At 49.6% G+C, this 20,951-nt stretch carries 21 protein-coding genes; 9 read left to right on the forward strand and 12 right to left on the reverse strand.

Annotated features, from left to right (window positions below; all coding sequences use genetic code 11):
- Positions 1 to 104: 104 nt before the first annotated feature.
- Positions 105 to 335 (forward strand): hypothetical protein, encoded by a 231-nt coding sequence (locus MEALZ_RS23560; protein WP_223842331.1) that lies wholly within the window; start codon positions 105 to 107, stop codon positions 333 to 335.
- The gene (locus MEALZ_RS24010) at positions 332 to 697 is read left to right on the forward strand and encodes a hypothetical protein (RefSeq protein ID WP_456299094.1); all 366 of its coding nucleotides are present in this window, start codon (positions 332 to 334) and stop codon (positions 695 to 697) included. Before MEALZ_RS23560 ends, MEALZ_RS24010 begins: the two co-directional genes overlap by 4 nt.
- Positions 698 to 1,028: 331 nt before the next feature.
- Here the strand turns inward: MEALZ_RS24010 and MEALZ_RS19455 are convergent, their stop codons facing one another.
- The 4 genes from MEALZ_RS19455 to MEALZ_RS19470 all read right to left on the reverse strand — a co-directional run bounded on the left by MEALZ_RS19455 (position 1,029) and on the right by MEALZ_RS19470 (position 5,547).
- Positions 1,029 to 1,301, reverse strand: coding sequence for an oxidative damage protection protein (locus MEALZ_RS19455; protein WP_014150368.1), 273 nt, complete (start codon positions 1,299 to 1,301; stop codon positions 1,029 to 1,031).
- A gap of 2 nt (positions 1,302 to 1,303) precedes the next feature.
- Complete coding sequence (gene mutY, locus MEALZ_RS19460; protein ID WP_014150369.1) at positions 1,304 to 2,347, reverse strand: A/G-specific adenine glycosylase; 1,044 nt, start codon at positions 2,345 to 2,347, stop codon at positions 1,304 to 1,306.
- Between the two features lie 375 nt (positions 2,348 to 2,722).
- A complete protein-coding gene (locus tag MEALZ_RS19465; protein ID WP_014150370.1) occupies positions 2,723 to 2,893 on the reverse strand; it encodes a rubredoxin in 171 nt (56 codons plus the stop codon).
- Between the two features lie 512 nt (positions 2,894 to 3,405).
- Positions 3,406 to 5,547: an AsmA family protein gene (locus tag MEALZ_RS19470; protein WP_014150371.1), complete on the reverse strand. Its 2,142-nt coding sequence runs from the start codon at positions 5,545 to 5,547 to the stop codon at positions 3,406 to 3,408.
- 498 nt (positions 5,548 to 6,045) lie between these two features.
- Between MEALZ_RS19470 and MEALZ_RS19480 the strand changes: the two genes are divergently transcribed.
- On the forward strand, positions 6,046 to 6,342 hold the full coding sequence (locus tag MEALZ_RS19480) for a hypothetical protein (protein ID WP_014150372.1): 297 nt from the start codon (positions 6,046 to 6,048) through the stop codon (positions 6,340 to 6,342).
- Positions 6,343 to 6,639: 297 nt separating this feature from the next.
- Here the strand turns inward: MEALZ_RS19480 and MEALZ_RS19485 are convergent, their stop codons facing one another.
- A complete protein-coding gene (locus MEALZ_RS19485; protein ID WP_014150373.1) occupies positions 6,640 to 7,245 on the reverse strand; it encodes a peroxiredoxin in 606 nt (201 codons plus the stop codon).
- 286 nt (positions 7,246 to 7,531) lie between these two features.
- Here MEALZ_RS19485 and MEALZ_RS19490 point away from each other — a divergent pair, with 286 nt between their 5' ends.
- Positions 7,532 to 8,041 (forward strand): hypothetical protein, encoded by a 510-nt coding sequence (locus MEALZ_RS19490; protein WP_014150374.1) that lies wholly within the window; start codon positions 7,532 to 7,534, stop codon positions 8,039 to 8,041.
- A 58-nt stretch (positions 8,042 to 8,099) separates the two neighbouring features.
- On the opposite strand, the gene MEALZ_RS19495 is transcribed toward MEALZ_RS19490, so the two are convergent.
- The 6 genes from MEALZ_RS19495 to MEALZ_RS19520 are packed head-to-tail and all read right to left on the reverse strand — an operon-like array spanning position 8,100 to position 13,033.
- A complete protein-coding gene (locus tag MEALZ_RS19495; protein WP_014150375.1) occupies positions 8,100 to 9,314 on the reverse strand; it encodes a tetratricopeptide repeat protein in 1,215 nt (404 codons plus the stop codon).
- Entirely contained in the window at positions 9,311 to 9,985 is a 675-nt protein-coding gene (locus MEALZ_RS19500; RefSeq protein WP_014150376.1) for an energy transducer TonB, read from the reverse strand. Before MEALZ_RS19500 ends, MEALZ_RS19495 begins: the two co-directional genes overlap by 4 nt.
- Entirely contained in the window at positions 9,982 to 10,395 is a 414-nt protein-coding gene (locus MEALZ_RS19505; protein ID WP_014150377.1) for an ExbD/TolR family protein, read from the reverse strand. Before MEALZ_RS19505 ends, MEALZ_RS19500 begins: the two co-directional genes overlap by 4 nt.
- Positions 10,396 to 10,410: 15 nt before the next feature.
- Positions 10,411 to 10,935 (reverse strand): MotA/TolQ/ExbB proton channel family protein, encoded by a 525-nt coding sequence (locus tag MEALZ_RS19510; RefSeq protein ID WP_014150378.1) that lies wholly within the window; start codon positions 10,933 to 10,935, stop codon positions 10,411 to 10,413.
- Entirely contained in the window at positions 10,935 to 12,263 is a 1,329-nt protein-coding gene (locus tag MEALZ_RS19515) for a DUF3450 family protein (RefSeq protein WP_014150379.1), read from the reverse strand. Before MEALZ_RS19515 ends, MEALZ_RS19510 begins: the two co-directional genes overlap by 1 nt.
- Positions 12,260 to 13,033, reverse strand: coding sequence for a DUF3450 domain-containing protein (locus MEALZ_RS19520; protein WP_014150380.1), 774 nt, complete (start codon positions 13,031 to 13,033; stop codon positions 12,260 to 12,262). The genes MEALZ_RS19515 and MEALZ_RS19520 overlap by 4 nt, the downstream gene beginning before the upstream one ends.
- Before the next feature lie 263 nt (positions 13,034 to 13,296).
- Between MEALZ_RS19520 and MEALZ_RS22420 the strand changes: the two genes are divergently transcribed.
- The 5 genes from MEALZ_RS22420 to MEALZ_RS19545 all read left to right on the forward strand — a co-directional run bounded on the left by MEALZ_RS22420 (position 13,297) and on the right by MEALZ_RS19545 (position 19,427).
- Complete coding sequence (locus MEALZ_RS22420) at positions 13,297 to 13,653, forward strand: hypothetical protein (protein WP_046061275.1); 357 nt, start codon at positions 13,297 to 13,299, stop codon at positions 13,651 to 13,653.
- A 333-nt stretch (positions 13,654 to 13,986) separates the two neighbouring features.
- The gene (doeB2, locus tag MEALZ_RS19530) at positions 13,987 to 15,168 is read left to right on the forward strand and encodes a N(2)-acetyl-L-2,4-diaminobutanoate deacetylase DoeB2 (RefSeq protein WP_014150381.1); all 1,182 of its coding nucleotides are present in this window, start codon (positions 13,987 to 13,989) and stop codon (positions 15,166 to 15,168) included.
- Positions 15,169 to 15,389: 221 nt separating this feature from the next.
- A complete protein-coding gene (locus tag MEALZ_RS19535; protein WP_014150382.1) occupies positions 15,390 to 16,667 on the forward strand; it encodes an aspartate aminotransferase family protein in 1,278 nt (425 codons plus the stop codon).
- Positions 16,664 to 17,839 carry an ectoine hydrolase gene (doeA, locus tag MEALZ_RS19540; protein ID WP_014150383.1) on the forward strand — a complete coding sequence of 392 codons (1,176 nt, stop codon included), beginning with the start codon at positions 16,664 to 16,666 and terminating at the stop codon, positions 17,837 to 17,839. Before MEALZ_RS19535 ends, doeA begins: the two co-directional genes overlap by 4 nt.
- Before the next feature lie 226 nt (positions 17,840 to 18,065).
- Complete coding sequence (locus MEALZ_RS19545) at positions 18,066 to 19,427, forward strand: NAD-dependent succinate-semialdehyde dehydrogenase (RefSeq protein WP_014150384.1); 1,362 nt, start codon at positions 18,066 to 18,068, stop codon at positions 19,425 to 19,427.
- 624 nt (positions 19,428 to 20,051) lie between these two features.
- Here MEALZ_RS19545 and MEALZ_RS19550 read toward each other — a convergent pair.
- Positions 20,052 to 20,948, reverse strand: coding sequence for a DUF7281 domain-containing protein (locus MEALZ_RS19550; RefSeq protein WP_014150385.1), 897 nt, complete (start codon positions 20,946 to 20,948; stop codon positions 20,052 to 20,054).
- Positions 20,949 to 20,951 lie beyond the last annotated feature (3 nt).

Genomic DNA, 20,951 nt, shown 5'->3' on the forward strand with positions numbered 1-20,951 from the left:
TTCAACTCCCACATTATCAAGTCGAACAGGCCCTTTCTTTTATCAAGCGACGAGGCCCCTAGCTTAGAAGTGCGGTTGAAATTCGATCAATTTGGAAATAAGTTATGACGGCAAAACGCATTGCGATCATTCAAGGACATCCCGATCCGGACGAGCAACGATTTTGCCCAGCCATTGCTAATAACGCCTATGCCGACGGAGCACGTTCTGAAAGTCATCAAATCAAAATAATCGACACTGCCCAAATCGAATTTACGATTCTCCGTACACAACATGAATTCGAACAAGGAGCCATAAGCGAATCGATTCGACAAGCTCAGGACATCATTCAATGAGCGGATCATCTCGTTATCATCTACCCATTATGGCTCGACAGCATGCCCGCCTATCTGAAAGCGTTTCTCGAACAAGTTTTCAGGCCCGAATTTGCCGCAGTCAAGTCTGCAGAAGGCAAGCCATGGAAAAATGTCTCTCAAGAAAAAGCGTGCGAATAGTCGTGACCATGGGCATGCCGGCTTTCGTATACCGCTTCATTTATTTGGCTCATAGCTTGAAAAGCCTGGAGAGAAATATACTGGGTTTCTGCGGTATCGGTCCAGCCAAAGATACACTGATTGGCATGGTAGAAGCCATCGGTGACGATAAAAGGCGGAAGTGGCTGCGCCGACTCGAAAAGCTGGGACAGGAAGGTCGATAAAGACGGAATCCGTTTAATCTCGCCGATTTAACGGACTTAGGAACGAGCATGAAATAACTTAGACAACTGTTGGAAGGGGGTTTGGTGGCTCGATTGACAGGTGTCGGCGGCAGGGCAGATTTTTGCCCCTGCAAAATCTGCATTCATGCCATCCATGGCAATCAGATTCCGCCGTCAAGCCTACACGGACGTATTCACGGCTTCTTCTGGAAGAGATACCTGATACTGGCTGTTTCTTAAACCGAACTCCGGCTTGGCACAATGTGATGCAGCCCTTTTGGCTTCAGCTTTGCGAGACACCAACGGACTGCAACACATATACGCTTTCGATTTATTTTGTTGGAGGCACGTATCCTTCGGGCATTTCAGCCCCACCGCCGAATAAAAATTTATTCCGTTCTTCCTCAAGAAATTTTTTAGCTTTAGGATCGAAACTAGCCAAACGATGCTCATTGATCAGCATGGTTTGCAAACTAAGCCAATCCTGCCAAGCTTGTTTTGAAATCGTATCGAATATTTGCTGTCCTTTAGGCCCCGGAAACGGAGGCGCATCAAGACCTTCGGCGTCGATACCTAATTTTGCACAGCGAATGATTCTAGTCATAGTCAGTCCTTATAAATTTGTTGCAACAGCCGCTTAATCGGCGCAGCCAAAGCAAGTGAAGAAAATTGCTCAGGTTTATACCAGAGCATACGGTTTGCTTCCATCACAAAATGATTAGGGTTATTGGTATGGAAGTGCAGCGGCGTAAAATCTAAATGATAATGCGAAAAGGTATGACGCACTTTAGGTTGGGTGTATTCATTAATGATGTCTATATGACGAGCCATACACCACGAGCGTGCCGATTCTATCGTATCGAATTCCGGGAGGCTCCATAAGCCTCCCCAGATTCCGGTACCCGGTCTTTGTTCCAGCAAAATACTGTTCTCGTTTGTGGTCAAGCATAAAAAATAAACCTGCTTGACCGGTTGCTTACGCGCCGGTTTCGGAGCCGGTATAGTCGCCGTTTTATTTTCAATATGAGCCCTGCAAGCCGAAACGAGCGGACAAACAGCACAATTAGGCTTGCCCCGGGTACAAATCGTGGCGCCTAGATCCATCATCGCCTGAGTATAGTCTTCGACACGATGGACCGGCGTATACGACGCGCTCAGTTTCCAGAGCGTCTTACTGGCTTCTGTCGAGCCGGGCCATTCGCTAATGCCGGCGTAGCGGGTCAACACTCTTTTGACATTCCCATCCAGTATCGGATGGCTTTTCTTGAAAGCGATGCTCAATATCGCGCCGGCGGTCGAGCGTCCTATTCCGGGCAAATCGAGCAGTTCGTCCAAGCTATCAGGAAACGAATCGCGCTCCGCAATGATTTGCGCGCATTTGTGCAAGTTGCGTCCCCTAGCATAATAACCAAGGCCCGCCCAATATTGCAAAACCGTATCGACCGAAGCCTCTGCGAGAGATTGAATATCGGGAAAGCGAGCGATGAATGCATTGAAATAAGGAATTACGGTTGCCACTTGCGTTTGCTGCAACATGACTTCGGAAACCCAAACTTTGTAAGGTGACGCCGGATTTTGCCAAGGCAAGTCATGGCGTCCGTGCTTATCGAACCACGCCAATAGCCGGTCTTGAAATTCGCTCGGTGTCATTGGAATCAGAAAATAGTAAAACCGCGAAGTATAACCTAACGTTTATGAAGGCCTGGCAATTACCCCGGATAATGAAAGTTCTTGGGGAGTTGAGGATGCGGTCACTCGCCCGACAGGACGCCGTGAATACGTCCATGTAGGCTCGACGGCGGCTGTCTCTGCCGCCGACGCCTGTCGGGCGAGCAACCGCACCCTCTTCGAACCGGCATTTTCGTTGCTGAGCTTTTGCATATCGAAAAAATTAGATAAAGAGTCTATATCTACGAACTTTCACAGTAACGATACTAACGATTTTTTTTATCCCCCGGTAAAAAGCATCCTGCTCGGTCACCGGAAAGATCGCCATTGAACCGAAACCCTCGTATTTAAGGCAGGTTATGCCAACAACTTGAAAAAACTTTTCGGTGCCCCGCAAATAGGGCAAACCCAGTCGTCGGAAATATCTTCCCAGCGCGTACCGGGCGCAATGCCGCTGTCCGGGTCGCCTTTTGCTTCGTCGTAAATGTGTTCGCATTCCATACAATGGTATTTTCTATATTCGGACATCGTGGTTGTCTCCTTTAGCAATGGTTGGGGCTCAATAACCCTATTGATTATGACTTTAACGTATTGGAAAGTTTATATTCGGTCACCCTTCCCTTATTCCAAAGAGTAAGACCCGGCTAGCAGATCACTGCCATTAAGTTATTATGCCATCACAGAAATAAGTAATGCTTGCATTCAGGCTCTACTGTGCCTCAAAAGCTTGCCATCCATGGCACTGAATTCCGCTAATCCATGGCGGAATGACGGGTTTGCCTTAGCTTAATGGCAGTGGGCTAGCAGGTAGTTAAACGCCCAATTCCATTAAGTTAAGCCGTTCGTGGTGAGCCTGTCGAACCATGGACGGCTTAACTTATCGACCCGGGCTTCTCCATTCCCCCTTCGACAAAGCTTTCCTGAGCACAGCCGAAGGGCTCTGGGCGAACGGAAAAGCCATTAACTTAACGGTAGCGAGTAAATACCGAAGAACTTAGCAATGGGCTTGTTTCGAGTATTTGGATCGTCTTGATCCGGTATCAAAAAAACTTTTTCAATATATCAGAAACGCCAGGGCCAACTTTTTTGTCGAGCTTGTCCAGTAACTTGTCTTTTTTGCGCTCGAGCTTTTCAAGTTGCCGGTCTTTGAGCATGGATGCAATATCGAGTTTATATTCCGGCTCTTTGAAATTACCCCTGATGTTAATGACAATTGGTAATTCTTTGATTTTGTCGGCCGTACTTTCAGCCGCTTTGCTACGAACCAATTTCGCATTGACCTGATAATCGATTCGTTCGGATTTCAAATCGGCGGTACCTTTCCCGGTGGCTTCAAGTTTGGAGGCCGTAGCGATAAGATCGTTGTTGCTAATAAGCCCATTGACGATTTGCGCGCTACCCTTGATTTCCGAGAAAGCGGTTTGATCCTTCGGATTGTCTCGGAGAACCTGTATACCTTTTAGCAATGATTTAGCATCGTCGATCATTTGTTGCAGATTAAAACCGCGAATAATGCTGTCCTTGAATAAAAAATCGACCTGACCGTTCAATGAAGACTTAAGCGCTTTGCTATCATTTCCGCTTGCTTGTAATTTTGTCGATGCGGTTAATGCGCCGGCAATTTTCGCACTGCCGGCATAATCGTTCAACAAGGGTTCGATTTGTATCTCGTTGAATTTTTCGTTGAGCCGCCATTGCGGCAATTCGCCGGTCACATTTAGATTCATCGCGCCTTCATAAGAGCCCCGATACATTGTTTTTACACGTTGTTCGGTATTGACCTTACCGTCTTTGGCAGTCAATTTGAGATCGACTCCGTGCAGTAATAGATTACTAATCGTGAGTTGGCCGAATGATAACAAGCCGTTGATATTCAAACTTCTCAAGGTTTCAACCGGAATCATCGAAGCGCCTGCTGCGACGGCCGCCGCCGGTCCTGCAATCGGTTGCGTCGTCTTACCCGATTCGTCTTCAGGCGCTAAATAACGATCGGCATTCAAGGTATCGACGTTTAAGTCGAATGAGATTACCGGATCGTCGAAATTATCGACGCGAACGTTACCATTAATCGCGCTATCGTCGAGTTGAATGCTAATGCTTTGTACGTCCGCCGACTCGGAAGAAATCTGTAATCTGAAATCCGCGCCAAATGACGTCAATGCTTGCGCATCACGCATAACAGGAGGGTCGATGCCGGCCTGCTTTAGCCATGCCGATGGGTCAAAACGGGCGATACTCACCGGTCCCTCGAATACAGGCGCATCGACGATATTCGTGCCGCTTAGCGTTGCGGTCGCATGCAATTGGCCGGACTCGACATCGAGCTTGGTCAATTCAAGCGTTTGTGCATTTAAATTCAGCTCGGCCAGGGCCGCCATTTTTGCCGACAAGGAACCGCCTGGAATGTCTTTTCCTCGAATCTCGGTCGATAAATCGAATCGTGTCACTTGAAAATGATCTAAATTTTCGTTAAACGACACGGCAGTGGACAATTGGTAATGACTATTTCTTTCTTGTTCAGGCTGATCCAATCTGAATCGAAGTTTAAAATCGATGGGCTTGTCAAAAGCCAGATCGCCCGAAACAAGATTCAATTCCTTGATCGAAAAGCGTTCATCGTTTTGCCTGTCGTGCCAATTCAACTGAGCGTTTTCAAGCGAAACACCGGCAACAGCTAGGCCGGCAATCGCCTTAAACCCTTCGGCGTCTTTGTCTGTGTCGACAGCATCGGCATCTTCCCACTCGGTCGATGTTGCTGCGGTATACGCCTCCGGTTTTGCTTGCTTGAAATCATCCCAATTGTTTACGCCAGCATCGTTTTTTTCTAAATTTAAAATCAAGCCTTTCAGGACGACACGATCCACTTCGAACTTTTTCGACAATAAAGGCAGTAATTTAGCTCTGATTTGCGCGCTTTCGATTTCAGCGAACGGAATTTCTTGAAAACCCTCGGCATTGCTTAAGGCCAGTTTTTCGGCAGTGACGCCAAGCCATGGAAAGATCGATAATTCGATATCGCCCGCGATAGTCAAATCGCGACCGGTATTGTCTTTAACCGCCGAAGCAATTTGCGGCTTGAAATCATTGGGACTGAACAATAACGGCAAAGCCGCTGCTGCAATGACAATGAGCAAAATAATAGCCGCAAAAACCGATAAAACTATTTTCAGGGTTTTTAGCACTGCCAGTCTCCTTTCTGAATAAAGATGTGATTAGCGGTTCAATTTGAATTATTATGTGCAAATCATTCATTACGTTAAGCGTTACTGCGGCTTAAATCAATCGAAATATTGCGCAAGGCCGCCGGATGCCTATGTTCCGAATGGGTTAACGAAATCAGATCGTGGTGGATCGATTGCATGATTATACCTTTCGCACTTCAAATTTCGGCAGCGACTAAGGAGGCGCCGGGGTGTTCGGCAAAGGCTTTGCCAGCATGGAGCTGGCATAGAGCCTACATGGACGTATTCACCCAGCACCTAAATTCCATAGCCCATTGGCTATGGTTAACTATCTTGGATAATTTAGGTGCTGGGTTCACGGCGTCCTTTGACGGGCACCCCGGTGCCGAATTTTGATCTACAATGGGTATAAAAAAAACGCCGTGACCTCGTGAAGCACTCAAAAGTGCTTTTATTAAGACACACGACTAAATAAAAAAGAATAGGGAGGGTAACTCAATGTTGTTTGCTCAAATTGCCGGAATCGTTATGCTGGTATGGTTTTACCAAACTGCGAAAAAATTAGGTGAAAGCCCGATGAACTGGGCGATAACCGGTTTGGTCGGTTACTGGTTGACTTGGTGGATCGCCAAATTATCGATTAAAAGTTTACATTTGGATACGCTTGCAGGAAATTCGGGTATCTTGAAGTTCGTGATCATTTTAACCCCTGCATTACTTGCGATACTTGCCACACTGTTCATTCGAAAGAAATATCTGGTCGATGCGGCCGAATCGAAACAAGACAATCAGTAAATACGTACCGATATACCTTTCATACTTCAAATTTCGGCGATGCTTAAGGAGGCGCCGGGGTGTTCGGCAAAGGCTTTGCCAGCATAGAGCCTACATGGACGTGTTCACCCAGCACCTAAATAAGCCATGATTTTGAATTATTGCCAAAGACCTATGGAATTTAGGTGCTGGATTTAGGTGCTGGGTTCACGGCGTACTTTGACGGTCACCCCGGTGCCGAATTTTGATCTACGATGGTACAAAAAAGGCGCATTGCCAAACAACAATGCGCCTTTTTAAGCCTATCGAATAATTCGATTAGAGCTTGTCGGCATTTTTCTCCAGATAATCCGCAACGCCTTCAGGGCTTGCGTTCATACCCGAATCACCTTTGTTCCAGCCCGCAGGGCAGACTTCGCCATTTTCCTCGAAGAATTGCAAGGCGTCGATCATACGAATCAATTCGTCCATGTTACGGCCGAGAGGCAGATCGTTAACGACTTGATGACGAACCACGCCGTCCTTGTCGATCAAGAAAGTTCCGCGATAAGCAACGGCCGGCGCTGCAGCTTCGACATCGTAATCTTTACAGATACCGTGTGAAATATCGGCCGCCATTGTATAACGGACCGGGCCGATACCGCCTTTGTTGACCGGTGTATTACGCCATGCATTATGAGTAAAGTGAGAATCGATTGAAACGGCAATCACTTCGACGCCACGGCTTTTGAACTCGTCAATGCGATGATCGAGAGCGATCAATTCGCTAGGACAAACAAAGGTAAAGTCCAGCGGGTAAAAGAAGACTACCGCATATTTTCCTTTTGTCGCTTCGGAAAAATTAAAAGCATCGACTATTTCGCCATTGCCCAATACGGCAGGAACGGTAAAGTCGGGGGCTTGTTTACCTACTAATACGCTCATCGAATGTCTCCAAGTGTTTAAAAATAGAAGGTTATGAGTTGAGGACAGCCACCAAGAGGTGGCATAGCCGCATTCTACATCAAAATACTAGGGAATTGTCACAATTACCTAACTTTTAGCTTGCTTTTATTTTGGGAATGAGGATAATTTGTAAGCATAGGCTTACATTGGTAGGCTTTCATAAATTTGTAATATTTTTCTGCTTCACGCGGAATAACCTCGATGTATTAGCGGCAAATATTCTCTGTTCAACAAATGGTGAAAACCGTTAGTAGGTTCAAATGCTATGGTAAAACATAAACAAATCACAGAACCCGATGTATTCGGGTATCAGGTCCGAATCGTTCGGCGCGGTAAAGAAACCAGTCGTTATTTTTCTCATAAGCTTTGGGGAAACAAAAATAAATCCTTAAAAGCCGCTATCGCTTGGCGCGATCAAATGTTGGTGGCTTTGAAAGGGAGTAAGACACGCTTTCTCAAGCCTCCGAAAAATAAAACGACTACGGGACTGACCGGCGTTTCTAGGACAATCAAGTACGATCACCGCAAGGATAAGAGTTACTTATGCTATACGGTGTTTTGGGTCAAGGACGGCAAGTCCAGAAACAAAACCTTTCAGGTCGGCAATGTCGAAAAAGTCACCGCCGACGATGAATTGCACGCCTTTCGTACCGCGCGCTTATTCCGTAGTTGCTATGAATATGCGATAGACAATGACCTGGAATTCGACGATAGCCAATTTACCGGCTGGAAAAAACGTCGATTGTACGACGACCCTAATCTCAGAGTTGTTTAAAAAACCGCGCGTAGCAGAGCCTAGCCTTATTCGGCTCTGCTTGTCGGAAATATCGGATCTAGGAAGTCTCGTTGGTCTTATTTAGATAACTGAGCCATTGCTCTGCGTTTTTTCTATTGCTCGGAAAACCTTTCGCCTTGGCAAAAGATTGGCGGGCCTGTTCGGTGTTATTGCTTTCATAATAACTCATCCCGAGAATCATATAAGCTTGGCCGGGTTGTTTCAATCCTCCCTTCGCCAATGCCTTATTCATCGCGGCAATGGCTGCGTTCCAATTCTCTTGCTCATAATAGATTTGCCCAAGCTGTTGATAAAGACTGCCTTTGTCATCAAGCTTAGAGGCGGTTTCCAAGGCTTGAACTGCTTTTTCCAGCTCCCTTGCCTGCTTCCAGGCGTTAGCCAGTAACTCCCAATTTTTTACCGTACTCGCGACTCTATTCGCATCGAGTTCGGACCGCAATACTGAACCGGCTTTATATGGCAACCCGGCATACAGAAATAAATTAACCAGATCCAAAATCTCCTTTTCCGAATTCAATAGGCCTTTTTTGTATGCCAGATGCTTGACGGTAGCCGCTTGCGTGTATTGATTCGTTTGCTGATAAACCGCAACCAACTGGCTCCAATACTCGTTTTTGGTCGGATTGGCAGCCATCAGCTTCCGCAATAACGGTATCGCCGATTGATAATCTTTCAATTCATAAAACAAGGCAAGCTGCAATTGATACCATGAATCCTCGGGCTTGGCAGTCGACTGAATGGCTTTGGAAATATGCGGCAAGGCATTACGATATTGTTTCAACTGAGTATAGGCATTCGCCAACAACACATGAGTTTGTGCATCCGGCACCGGATTTTTTGCCAGCCATGGCTTTAAAGTCTCAATCGCCTTGGCATATTGCTCGGCAGCCAAATACAGCTGCCCCAGGTTTAAAAGCGCATCTTGCTGTTGTTTGTCAGGCAGGGTATTTAATGTAACGGCTTTTGACAGCCATTCGGTAGCCTTAGCATATTGCTCCTTGAGTGCATAAACCGAAGCCAGGCTCCGCAACACGACGGCTTGATCCAAGCCTCCGGCTTTGACTTCGCCGACCATCGCCAACAATTTCTGTTCGGCCTTGCCGTAAGCCTTATCGGCAATAAGCCGGTCCGTAGACTGTATTTTTTGATACAGCGCCGGAGAAATTGTCGCTTGCTTGGCATCAGCCGCGGCAGCAACCGGCGCGTTCATTAATGAAACAAGCAGTAAGCTAAATAAGTGCGTTCGCTTCATTTGGACAGTTTAAACTCCAAGGTTTGTTGAGCCCTTTGTTCGTAGGCCTTGCCGTCGACCACTTTCGCTTTGAATTTCCAACGTTTAACGGCGGCCAGCGCTTCGCGGTTAAAAATACTGCTAGGGTACGATTCGACTACAACCGCATCGCTGACTTCGCCGGTTTTCGTAATCGTGAATTCTACCTTCACCCAACCTTCGATACGCCGGCTCGCCGCGCGCATCGGATAACGCGGCGGAATACGTACCAATGGCGTAACATCGGTCGTGATCGTGCCGGCACCAACCGCTGCGCTCGGCGCGGCGGGCGAGGGTGCAGCCGCCCCTGCCGTTAAACCTTCAAGAGCCGAACCGCCGAAACGAGCGCTCGGTAACGGCACGCTCAAATTCGGAATTGCCAAATTCGGCTGAGCAGCGGCCATCGGTTGAGTGTGCTGCGTTTGCATCGGTGGTGGTGGCGGACGTTTTTCCGGCAGAGGAGGCGGCTTAACGGTCTTTTTTTCCTGGACCTGAGGCTTGGTCTCTCGTTTCAAGCGAACGAATTCGACCATTTGCACGTTATCGGTTTTCTTGAAACCGCTTTCTCTGTGCATCACCATCGCTTGCATCAGCCAAAACAAAGCCAGCGTAGCGCCTAGCCCGGCCAATAAAGAAATCGAAAAACGCTTCACTTCGATTCCGTTTCCGTCGCAATCGCCGCATTGGTGATACCGGCCAATCGAATTTGATCCATGACTTGAACTAGAACGTGGGTCTTGGTATCGCGATCGGCGGCAATGATGACCGAACCGAGAGGATTTTCGGCCTGCAAGCGCGCAACATTGGCTCTAACCGCCCGGACATCGACCGCGCGTTTATCGATCCAGATTTCGCCGTTGGCCTTGATCGACACAATAATATTGGCCTGTTCTTTTTTCTCGGCCGTTTGCGCGGTGGGTCGATTAACATCGATACCGGATTCTTTAACGAAAGATGTCGTTACGATAAAAAAAATCAACATAATGAACACGATGTCGAGCATCGGCGTCATATCGATATCGGAAATTTGATCGGATGTCGAGCGGCTGGTAGTACGTCGCATAAATAAACAATCTCGTTATTGGAATTTCAATAAATCGGCTAAATGATGGGTTTCGTCGCTGACGCGTTCTTCTATCGTTTTACTGAAATAAAGACCGGCGATCGCAATCACCATTCCCGACATGGTCGGAATCGTCGCCAGCGAAATACCGGAAGCCATAGCCCGGGCATTGCCGGTACCGGTCACCGCCATTACATCGAAGACGTGGATCATACCGGTCACGGTACCTAATAGTCCGAGTAGCGGACATAAGGCGATCAGCATTTTGATGATAGTCAACGACTTACCCATCGTCAGCTTCGCTTCGGAAATAATAAAATTTCGAATGTTATGCGCATCGTAAGAACTTTTATCGACACGGCTTTCCCATTGTTCCAGCCATACTTGCCGATCCTTCGGATAGTTAAACCGAAAATACAACAAACGTTCGGCGATCAGGCACCACAAGCCGATAGAAACGAACAAAATAACCTTCAAAACAATGCCGCCGCTATCGAGAAAATGGCCGACCGAATCGAAAATAGCGAACAACCCGTTCATTATTTCCCGGCCCGGCGACTGATGATGCCGGCACTTTGTTCATCGAGAATTTGAATCAGTGCACGGCTACGGTAAGCCAATAGACTATGCAAAAACAGTAAAGGAACGGCTGCGCACAAGCCCAGCATCGTCGTAACCAAAGCTTGCGAGATCCCGCTCGCCATCAATTTCGGATCGCCGGTACCGAATAGACTGATCGATTGGAAGGTCGCGATCATACCGGTAACGGTACCGAGCAGTCCCAACAGCGGTGCGACTGCGGCCAATAGTTTGATCATCGACAATCCTTTTTCTAAGACTGGCACCTCGCGGGTGATCGCTTCGTCGAGAATCAATTCCAGCGTTTCGGTGTTTTGCGTCTGATTTTGTTCGACCGCGGCAATGATGCGGCCTAGAGGATTGGCTTCGGAAACCTCTGTCGAGGCAATTTGTTCGCTAACCCGCTTATGAGTTTGCGTCAACATCAACAGCCGATACAGTCCATATGCCAGGCCGAAGCCGCCCAACAGCAAGATAATGTAGCCGATTCCACCGCCTTGCTGAATCCGCTCGATACTATCCGGCGCTTGGATGAGCATGCTTAAAATCACTCCGCGCGTGGGATCGACGCCCAAATCGGCGGTTCCGGACGAAGTCCCGGCAAACTTTTCGGCAAGACTGTTATAAGCGCCGCCCGGTTGCCGTGCCAATTCGGCCAATTTTCCGGTTTCGGATAAGTAGCGGAGATACTGGCCGTCGGCAATTGCATTGAAAGTGCCGATGCGCACGACTTCGGCCTGGCGCGGCTCGCCCGAAGCCGTCAAAATATCGCTGCCGAATTTAACAACTTTACCGGATTCGGTCATTTCCTGAAGCAAATAGAACCAAAGCGACTCGAGCTCTTCCAGAGTCGGCAGTGCCTTGCTTTGCGTCATCGCGGCTAATTTTCCGGAACGTTCCGGAAACTGCGCCGAAACGATCGAGTTTTCCAGGTCCGCTTTCAAATCGCCGGCAGCTTGTTTCGCGACGCCGGTCAATTCGCGCAAAATACCGCTACGGTTATCGAGCTCGGTTTGCAAACGATCGAGCTCTTGCTCGTTCGCCTCCATTTGATCCTTCAATTGTTTGCTCAAACGTTCTTGAGCCGCCAATTCGTTTTTAGCCGACTGCAGCAATTCCTGCTGCTTGGCATGATCGGCAACGAAACGGGCCTCGCGTTCGCGATTGATTTTGCCTTCGATGCCATGGGATTTTTGAATTTCCTTCAGCAATTGATCGAGCGTAAGTCGGTCGGCGATCGCATTGCCGGACACTAATAGACCGGCCAGCAGTAAAGTTATTACTCTCATTGGCTTACCTCCGGCGCCGGTATCGGTAACGTCAGTAAATCGGGCGCGGCTTCCTTACGGGCGATTCTTAGCCCGTCGCGTATCGCATTGCGATAGCTCGAAGGTAAGGTTTCCCAAGTATGAGTCTCTTTATTCCAGTAACCGGTTTCGCTACCGTCGAGACGTTGAAAATACAACGCGACACGGCCCAAACGCAAAAAATCGACCGAACTGACAGACCCGCCCAATTCGAGATCGGCTCGATAGGCTTCGATGGTATTGCCGTATTCGTTTTCAACTTGAAACGCTTCGATAATGCGGCGAAATTTTTCGGCAGGGGTGACGTCGGCGCGATTGATCATGTCTTTCAACTGACTCAAGCGCTCCTGACGCTCTTCAGGCAAAAACGGCACATCCAAGGCGATGAATTGTTCGAGACTATCGAGCATGCGCAAGATCAACGGCACGATTTCGCGTTGCGTGTCCTCAATCTGATCGAGCTGCCGTTCGAGCGAGGCTTTCTCCTGTTGCTGAGAAGCAAGCAAATCTTTTAGATGTTTGTTGTAAGTCTGCAAGGTATCGGCATGACGGCTTGCCGTGCGGTATTCCTCGAGCATTTTTTGAGTTTGATCGCCTAGCCGGTCGATGGTTTTTTGCGAATCGACGGCTGCTTTATTGGTCGCCAGACCGGTGTCGATTGCTTGATTCAAAGGATCCGAATAAGCGCCGGCTGACAAAAATAATACGGTAACGCCGGCCAGAGCCTTGGGAAATCGGCGCGTTAAAAACATAAATTAAATCCGAATAACGTTAAAACGAAAGTAACTTTATCACAGTTGTAAATGCAAACAAGAGTCATTTAGCTATTTCATGAAGTAAATTACGGTTTCTCTCTATCTTCCCGAAGAATCAATTAGCTATTGATAGGCTATGCCACAAGCACTATCGAGCAGGAGTAACAGAGTAAAATAATTTATTTGCAAATAGAAATCGTTCTCATTACTATTACAACAAAAGCTCATTGCTCCCCGGAAACCATCACATAAAGTCGCATATGAACGTTTTAAAATTAAATCCACTATCGCTATCTGTTGAATTAGCCATCAAACAATTGCTGGCATTATTTTATTCTCGAATAGCACAAGGCCGCTGGTTGTTTGCAAAAATGTCGGCAATTCGTTTCCGACGCCAGAAAGCTTCTATCGCGGCAACTAACCTAATGCAAGAAAAGTCGGATTTCTATGACAAACCATGCCCGATACGCATCGAGATCGATCCGGAGAAAATTCAGTTACTTCTAGCAAACCGACAACTCTGTGCGGCTGATTTTCATTGCCTGGACCAAGCATCGCATCGTTGTATTCGCGAACTATGTTTAAAAACCTGCCTGCATCCGCTGGGTCATAATTAAAGTTACCGATATATCTTACGCCAAAGCTTGATAAAAGCGATTATGCCCATCGTACTCCCTTTTGATCGAAAAACCGTCTAACTTTATGAATGGAGTAGTTCAAAATTCGGCACTTCCGAAATTTGAATCCGCGCTTAATTTTATATTCCAAAAACCCACTTTTTAACCTTCCTCTTTTGTTCTGATTAGTCAAAAACGGTATGCTGTATACTTAGAGTTCACTCAGGCTACCTATAATCGACCTGTGATGAGGGCCTGCTGTTTTCTTGTTTAGGTAATAGCAATCTTTAGCGTCGTAGACAATTTGGAAGTCCCAGACAGGAGTATTTAAATATGGCCATACAGTGGGATCAGCTGATTCAAGATGCAGTGGAATTTCGCCATACCCTGCATCGGAAACCTGAACTTAGCTGGCAGGAGCAGGAAACCGCGAAGCGAATTCGTAATGAACTTTCCCGTTTAGGCATCGCTTGGCGAGCCTGCGCCGACACCGGCACCGTGGCCCGATTGGCGAGCAATAAAAGCGGTCGTCACATCGCCTTGCGCGCCGACATCGACGCACTTCCTATCCATGAAAACAGCGGCATGGCTTGGTCCTCGCAAACGGCAGGCTGCATGCACGCCTGCGGACATGACGGCCACACGGCCACGCTGATCGCGGCCGCACACTGGCTCAAAACTCACGAAGACAGCTTGCCGGGCCCGGTAAGTCTGTTGTTTCAACCGGCCGAAGAAGGCGGTCATGGCGCCAAACAGATGATCGAAGACGGCGCGCTCGAAGGTGTCGACGTCATATTCGGATGGCACAATTGGCCGGCGATTCCATTCGGTCAGGCAGTCTGTCCCGACGGCACGATCATGGCAGGTAACGGAACTTTCGAAATCGAGGTAAATGGACAAGGCGGTCATGCGAGCCAACCGGAAGCCTGTCGAGACCCTGTACTTGCGGCGGCAGCTATCGTCATGGCCCTGCAACAGACGCTATCGCGCCGCCTGCCGCCTCAGGAAGCCGCCGTACTGAGTGTCACCTCGATCGAAGCCTCCAGCTCGCCCACCGTGATTCCGGACAAGGCTCTGATCGGCGGCAGCTTCCGCATTGCTCACGAATTCACACGCGACCGATTGACGCAATGCATTCAGGACATTTCAACGGCCACCGCCGCGGCTTATGAGGTCGATTGCCACGTTACCGTCTTTCCAAGATATGGAGCGACGATCAATCACCCCGAACCCGCAGCTTTTTATCGCCGGACATTGATGCAGGAATTAGGTGAGGGTAGCCTAAGCCAAAATACGCCTGTTCCGATCATGGCCTCTGAGGATTTCCATTATTACCTGAATGCGATTCCGGGAGCTTTCGCTTTAATCGGCACTGATGACGGCATTGCGGCACATCAACGCTCCTGCCACAGCCCCGAATACGATTTCAATGACAAATTGATCGATCGAGTCGCGCGCATTTATGCCCGTTTGGCCGGTGCGCCCTTGCCGAATGACGTTAAGGAACGAGCATGAAATAACTTCGATAACTGTTGGAAGGGGGTTCGGTGGCTCGATTGAGAGATGTCGGGGGCAGGGAAAGCCGCCGTCAAGCCTTTGCCAGGCACCCCGGTGCCTCCTTAGGCACTACCGAAATTTGAAGTGCGAAAGGTATAAACGCGTTATGCCGCAACGATATTGCCGCATATGCATTAATCGGGCGACTTGTTGCCCTGTCAACCGTAAGGAGAGTATTCATGAAAGTCTTTGAACAATGGGAATCCGAAATTCGCGGCTACTGCCGTGTGTATCCTACCGTTTTCAAATCGGCCTCCAATGCCCGTCAAGTGGATGAGTCGGGAAAATCCTATATCGACTTCTTCGCAGGCGCCGGTGTACTCAATTTCGGCCACAACAACCCGTTGATGAAAAAAGCCTTGATCGATTTTATCGAGGCGGATGGCGTAGCCCACAGTCTGGACACCTACACCACGGCGAAACGCGATTTTATCGAAGCCTTCGCCAATTCCGTGCTTAAACCGCGAAAAATGAATTACAAAATGCAATTCATGGGACCGACCGGAACTAATGCGGTCGAAACCGCGCTGAAATTGGCGCGCAAGGTCACCGGGCGCCGTTCGATTATTGCGTTCAATCACGGTTTTCACGGCATGACACTGGGCTCGCTGGCCTGCACGGCAAACCAATATTTCCGCAATGCCGCCGGCGTACCCCTGGAATATGTTCGTCATGAACCCTTCGGCTGCGAAAAGCCTTGTATCGGTTGCCAATTAGGCTGTGGCCTGGAAACTATCGATCAGTTGCGCGCGCAATTTTCCGATTCGTCGAGCGGCCTGGAACCGCCGGCGGCGTTTTTAGTCGAACCGATTCAAGCCGAAGGCGGCGTCAATGTAGCCAGTCGGGAATGGTTGCACGCCGTGCAAAAAATGGCGCACGATCTAGGCGCGCTATTGATTTTTGACGACATCCAGGCAGGTTGCGGGCGCACCGGTCAATATTTCAGTTTTGACGGCATGGATTTGGAACCGGACATTATCACATTAGCCAAAGGCATCGGCGGCTTCGGCACGCCGCTGGCGATGAATTTGGTCAAGCCTGAACACGACCAGCATTGGCAGCCCGGCGAACATACCGGCACTTTCAGAGGTCAAGGCTTCTCCTTCGTCGCGGGCAAAGTGGCGCTGTCCTATTTCGACGATGACGCATTGATGAACGATGTCAAGCTGAAAGGCACTAAGATGCAGCAGCACCTCGAAGACTTGGCGGAACGCTTCGGTCAAGGGCGGTTTCAAGTGCGCGGCAAAGGCATGATGCAAGGGCTGGACATCGCCGATGGCGCCTTGGCGAAAAACATCGTCAATCTTTGCTTCGAACGCGGACTACTACTCAGCGCCTGCGGAACGGGCGGCAAGGTCATCAAAATGATTCCGCCGCTAACGATTCCGGAAGCCGATCTGCTCGAAGGTTTAACGATTTTCTCGGGCGTCTTAGCGGATGCTTTGGAGGCCTTATGATTGAACGCGACGACATGACTTTTCCGTTCGCGGAATACCAACGCCGAATCGACGAACTGCGTGGGCGGATGCAAAAACGGCTGCTCGACGCTGTCGTAATCAGCGATCCGGAAAACCTGATGTATCTAACCGACTATCAAACGACCGGATATTCGTTTTTTCAGGCCCTGGTCATCCCGCTCGACAACGAGCCGTTCATGATCACTCGAAAACTCGAAGAATCCAATGTTTATGCGCGGACTTGGGTGGAAATCACGCGACCTTATCCCGATACCGGCGACGCGATTCAAATGCTCGTGGAATCGCTTCGAGAATTCGGTTTGAATGGCAAACATATCGGTTATGAACGCAATAGCTACTTCTTTCCGGCCTATCATCAAGACTCGATTCACACGACCTTCACCGACGGGCGCTTACTGGATTGCTTCGGCATCGTCGAACAAGGGCGCATCACCAAATCTCCGGTGGAAATCGAAATCATGCGCAAGGCCGCGCATGCGACCGAAGCCGGCATGAAGGCCGGGTTCGAGGCTTGCGTGGCCGGTGCGACCGAAAACGAAATCGGAGCCGCGATCAGTGCAGGCATGTTTCAAGCGGGCGGCGAGACTCCCGCAGTAATGCCTTATGTCACTAGTGGCCCACGTACGATGATCGGCCATGCTACTTGGGAAGGACGCGTCGTGCAGCCTGGCGAACATGTCTTTCTCGAAGTCGGCGGCTGCTACCGGCGCTACCATACCGCGATGATGCGCACCGTCGTTCTGGGCGATATGACGGATACATTCTATAAGGCTCAGGAAAAAATGAAATTGGCGCTGCAACGGCTGAAAGAAATCATGCGCCCCGGCCTGACGGTTTCGGACGCCGATAACCTGGTGCGCGCGATCATCACCGACAATGACATAGGCGGCAGCCTGATCACGCGTTCGGGCTATTCAATCGGCATCGCGTTTCCGCCGAGCTGGGACGAAGGTTACATCATCAGCTTAAAGCAAGGTATTTCGACGGTGCTGGAAGAAGGCATGACATTTCACATCATCCCGTGGATGTGGGGCGTCGAAGGCGATAAAACCATGGGCATATCGGACACGCTTTACGTGACCGAGAATAGCTGCGAATCCTTTTTCACGCTGGATAAGGATTTTGTGGTGAAACCCGAATACGGGGCTTAGGCAAGGAGGGTTACTCAATGGCTACCACGCTCCAGAAACTGTGAAAGTATTCAAGATTATGAATTAACCATGAAGAACATGAAGAATTAGATTGTTGACTTTATAGGCTTTTTCTTCATGGTGAATAAATTTTTTATGATGTATTCACTAACTTACGGCCTCAACAGCGTGGGAGCGATGAATAATGATATTCCTAATTTAGCTTATTCAACGGAGAACGAAACTAATGAGCATACAAGTTATTAATCCATCCAACGGCGAATCATTGGGCATAAGCCCGGAACTCGACGCCGCCGCTCGCGATGCTGCGCTCGATCGCGCGCAAATAGCCTATGCCGATTGGAGAAACCAATCCTTTGCGCAACGCGCGCAAATGTTGCGTAAAATCGCTCAGCGTTTACGCGATGATGTAGAATCGCTGGCACCGCTGATGACCTTGGAGATGGGCAAACCGATCAAGGAGGCCCGTGCTGAAGTGATGAAGGCAGCGCTCTGCGCCGACCATTACGCCGAACATGGCGAGAGCTATCTTGCCCCGGATACATTGGCATCTGACGCCAGTCTTAGCTATGTGCAATATCTGCCTTTGGGCGTTGTACTGGGCATTTTGCCTTGGAACGCACCATTTTGGCTGGCTTTTCGCTTTTGCGCCCCGGCATTGATGGCCGGAAACACCTGCCTGATGAAGCATGACCCGCATGTTCCGGCCTGCGCCGAAGCAATCGCGCGGCTATTTGAGCAGAGCGGAGCCCCGGCCGGTCTATTGCAAAATCTACCCTTGTCGAACACCGATGTAGAAGCGGTCATTCGCGATCCACGCGTACAAGCCGTCTCGTTGACCGGTTCGGATAGAGCCGGCACTGTCGTGGCCTCGATCGCCGGTGCTGAAATCAAACCGGTCGTTCTGGAATTGGGCGGCTCCGATCCCTGCATCGTACTGGCCGATGCAGATCTGGACAAAGCCGCCGATGTGATTACGCTGTCGCGCATCATCAATGCCGGCCAATCTTGTATCGCCGCCAAACGCATCATTGTCGAAGCCGGCATTCATGATGAACTCGTGACACGGCTTGAAGAACGTCTAAGCAAGTTGAAACTGGGCGACCCGAATGAGGAAAGCACAGACATCGGCCCCTTGGCGCGAGAAGACTTGCGGCTAAACCTGCATCGTCAGGTTCAAGAAACGATTGCCGCCGGCGCACAATGCCGACTCGGCGGAAAAATACCGGACGGGCCGGGCTATTTTTATCCCGTGACCTTGCTAACCGGCGTTACGAACGACATGACGGCCGCCCGAGAAGAAACCTTCGGCCCGGTCGCTGTAGTTATTAAAGCCGAAGATCAAGATGAAGCGATGCGCATAGCCAACGACAGTCAATATGGTCTAGCCGCCAGCATCTGGACGGAACGGTCGCGAGGCGAAGCGCTGGCTCGGCAATTGGAAACCGGCCAAGTTGCGGTCAACGGCATCGTCAAAACCGACCCCAGACTACCAAGCGGCGGCGTCAAGCGCTCAGGACTCGGCCGCGAACTGGGGCCGCACGGCATGCACGAATTTGTCAACGCGCAGCAGGTTTGGCTGGGTTAAAATTCTTGGAGTTTATCGATCGTACTTGTGCAAATTCTGACCTGATTAGCAAGTTTCTTCAGCTAAAGCCGAAGATCTGCATATCCCTAGCATGACGGGGTTCGCAAGCCATGCGCGTCAAGCTAAAAACGGCCAATCCACATCACGCTCTTTCCCAAGCTCCAGCTCTCATCGTTATACATAAGTCAAAAATTACCCTTTTGCAATCTTAACCAATGAGACCTCGATACCATTTATTGTCACTTAACATTAGCGGATCACCTAACGCTAGACGAACCGCGTAGGGTACGCTGTACGTACCATGGTAACCCCGCGATATTCATGTGCCGACCGAACCGTCAGGGCACGGCTTTGGTACGCGCAGCGTACCCTACAATTTATGTATAACGATGAGAGCTCCAGCTTGGGAAAGACACCCTGGAAGCTCCAGCTTCCTGAACAGGTTACCCAAGCTAGAGCTTGGGTAACAGCATATCGCGGATTTGGTAAATGGCAGCGTTCTCGCAACCGTACCTGCACTCAAACAAAGCGATGGGTTTCCGCTTCGCTACTACCCATCCTACGGCGCTAGGGTCCGCGATGCGCACCCTACGCCTGGAGTTACGTTCGTATCAAGGCCTTCCGCTAGCGGCGTATCGGCAATAAGCCTAACTCGATTTTGTGGCTATACATGTGCTCTTGCCGGCAACTGCTGCGTTCGTTTTGCAGACACTCTATTAAGGCACTCATCGGCTCGGACAGCGCACCGGCTCCGGAAAGGCGTTTCAGATAAGTCATCGACCTCGCCTGAAGATAATAGCCATCGCTATTTCCTACTTCTTGTTTTTTCAACCAAGTTTGCCAAGATTCCGGCACCGGACCGAGCCAGTAATTAGCATGCGGCATCGTCAATGCAATTTCCAAACCTTTCGGATCCATATCGCTGAATACGACGACGGTTTTGTTCGCACCGAAACGGTCGACGAAATCGTGGCAGACATTTGTTTTAGAGCCGGTTTTCGGATCGCCGCGATAAGCCCATAATGCCCGCCGTGCCATAGGCGGCAATTCAAATGAAGCACATAAGGACATGATCGCGAGGTTTTCGACCACGACGAGGGCGTCGTGGTCCACCGATTCGATACCGGAATTCAGACAAAACAGACCCGCGGCCGGTATCGACTCGGGATGCAGCGTTATTTGCTTATCGTTGATGCAGACAAACCCGTCGGGACTGTTCAGCAGCAGATAATCATCGCTGACCGGTTTCCCTGCCAGTTTTTCGTTGGCATGAAACTTGGCGATTTCCAGCCTGTCGTCCGGCAGGGATTCGCGCAAGGGGTCGAAGCCGGTTTCCTCGCGAACCCGCCGGCGCAGTTCGAGCTTGTCCTGCGCGGTGAAGACCAGTTTGCCGTTGTGCAAATGTCCGCACCGATAACGTTCGGTCACTTCGCTACCCAACGCACTGACGGGACGAGTCGTGCTGCGATCTGGCCCGCTCGCTACGAGTTCGCTGATCCAGTTGAACAGTTTTCGGTTCATTCA

The organism is Methylotuvimicrobium alcaliphilum 20Z (genome assembly GCF_000968535.2).
Classification (GTDB): domain Bacteria; phylum Pseudomonadota; class Gammaproteobacteria; order Methylococcales; family Methylomonadaceae; genus Methylotuvimicrobium; species Methylotuvimicrobium alcaliphilum.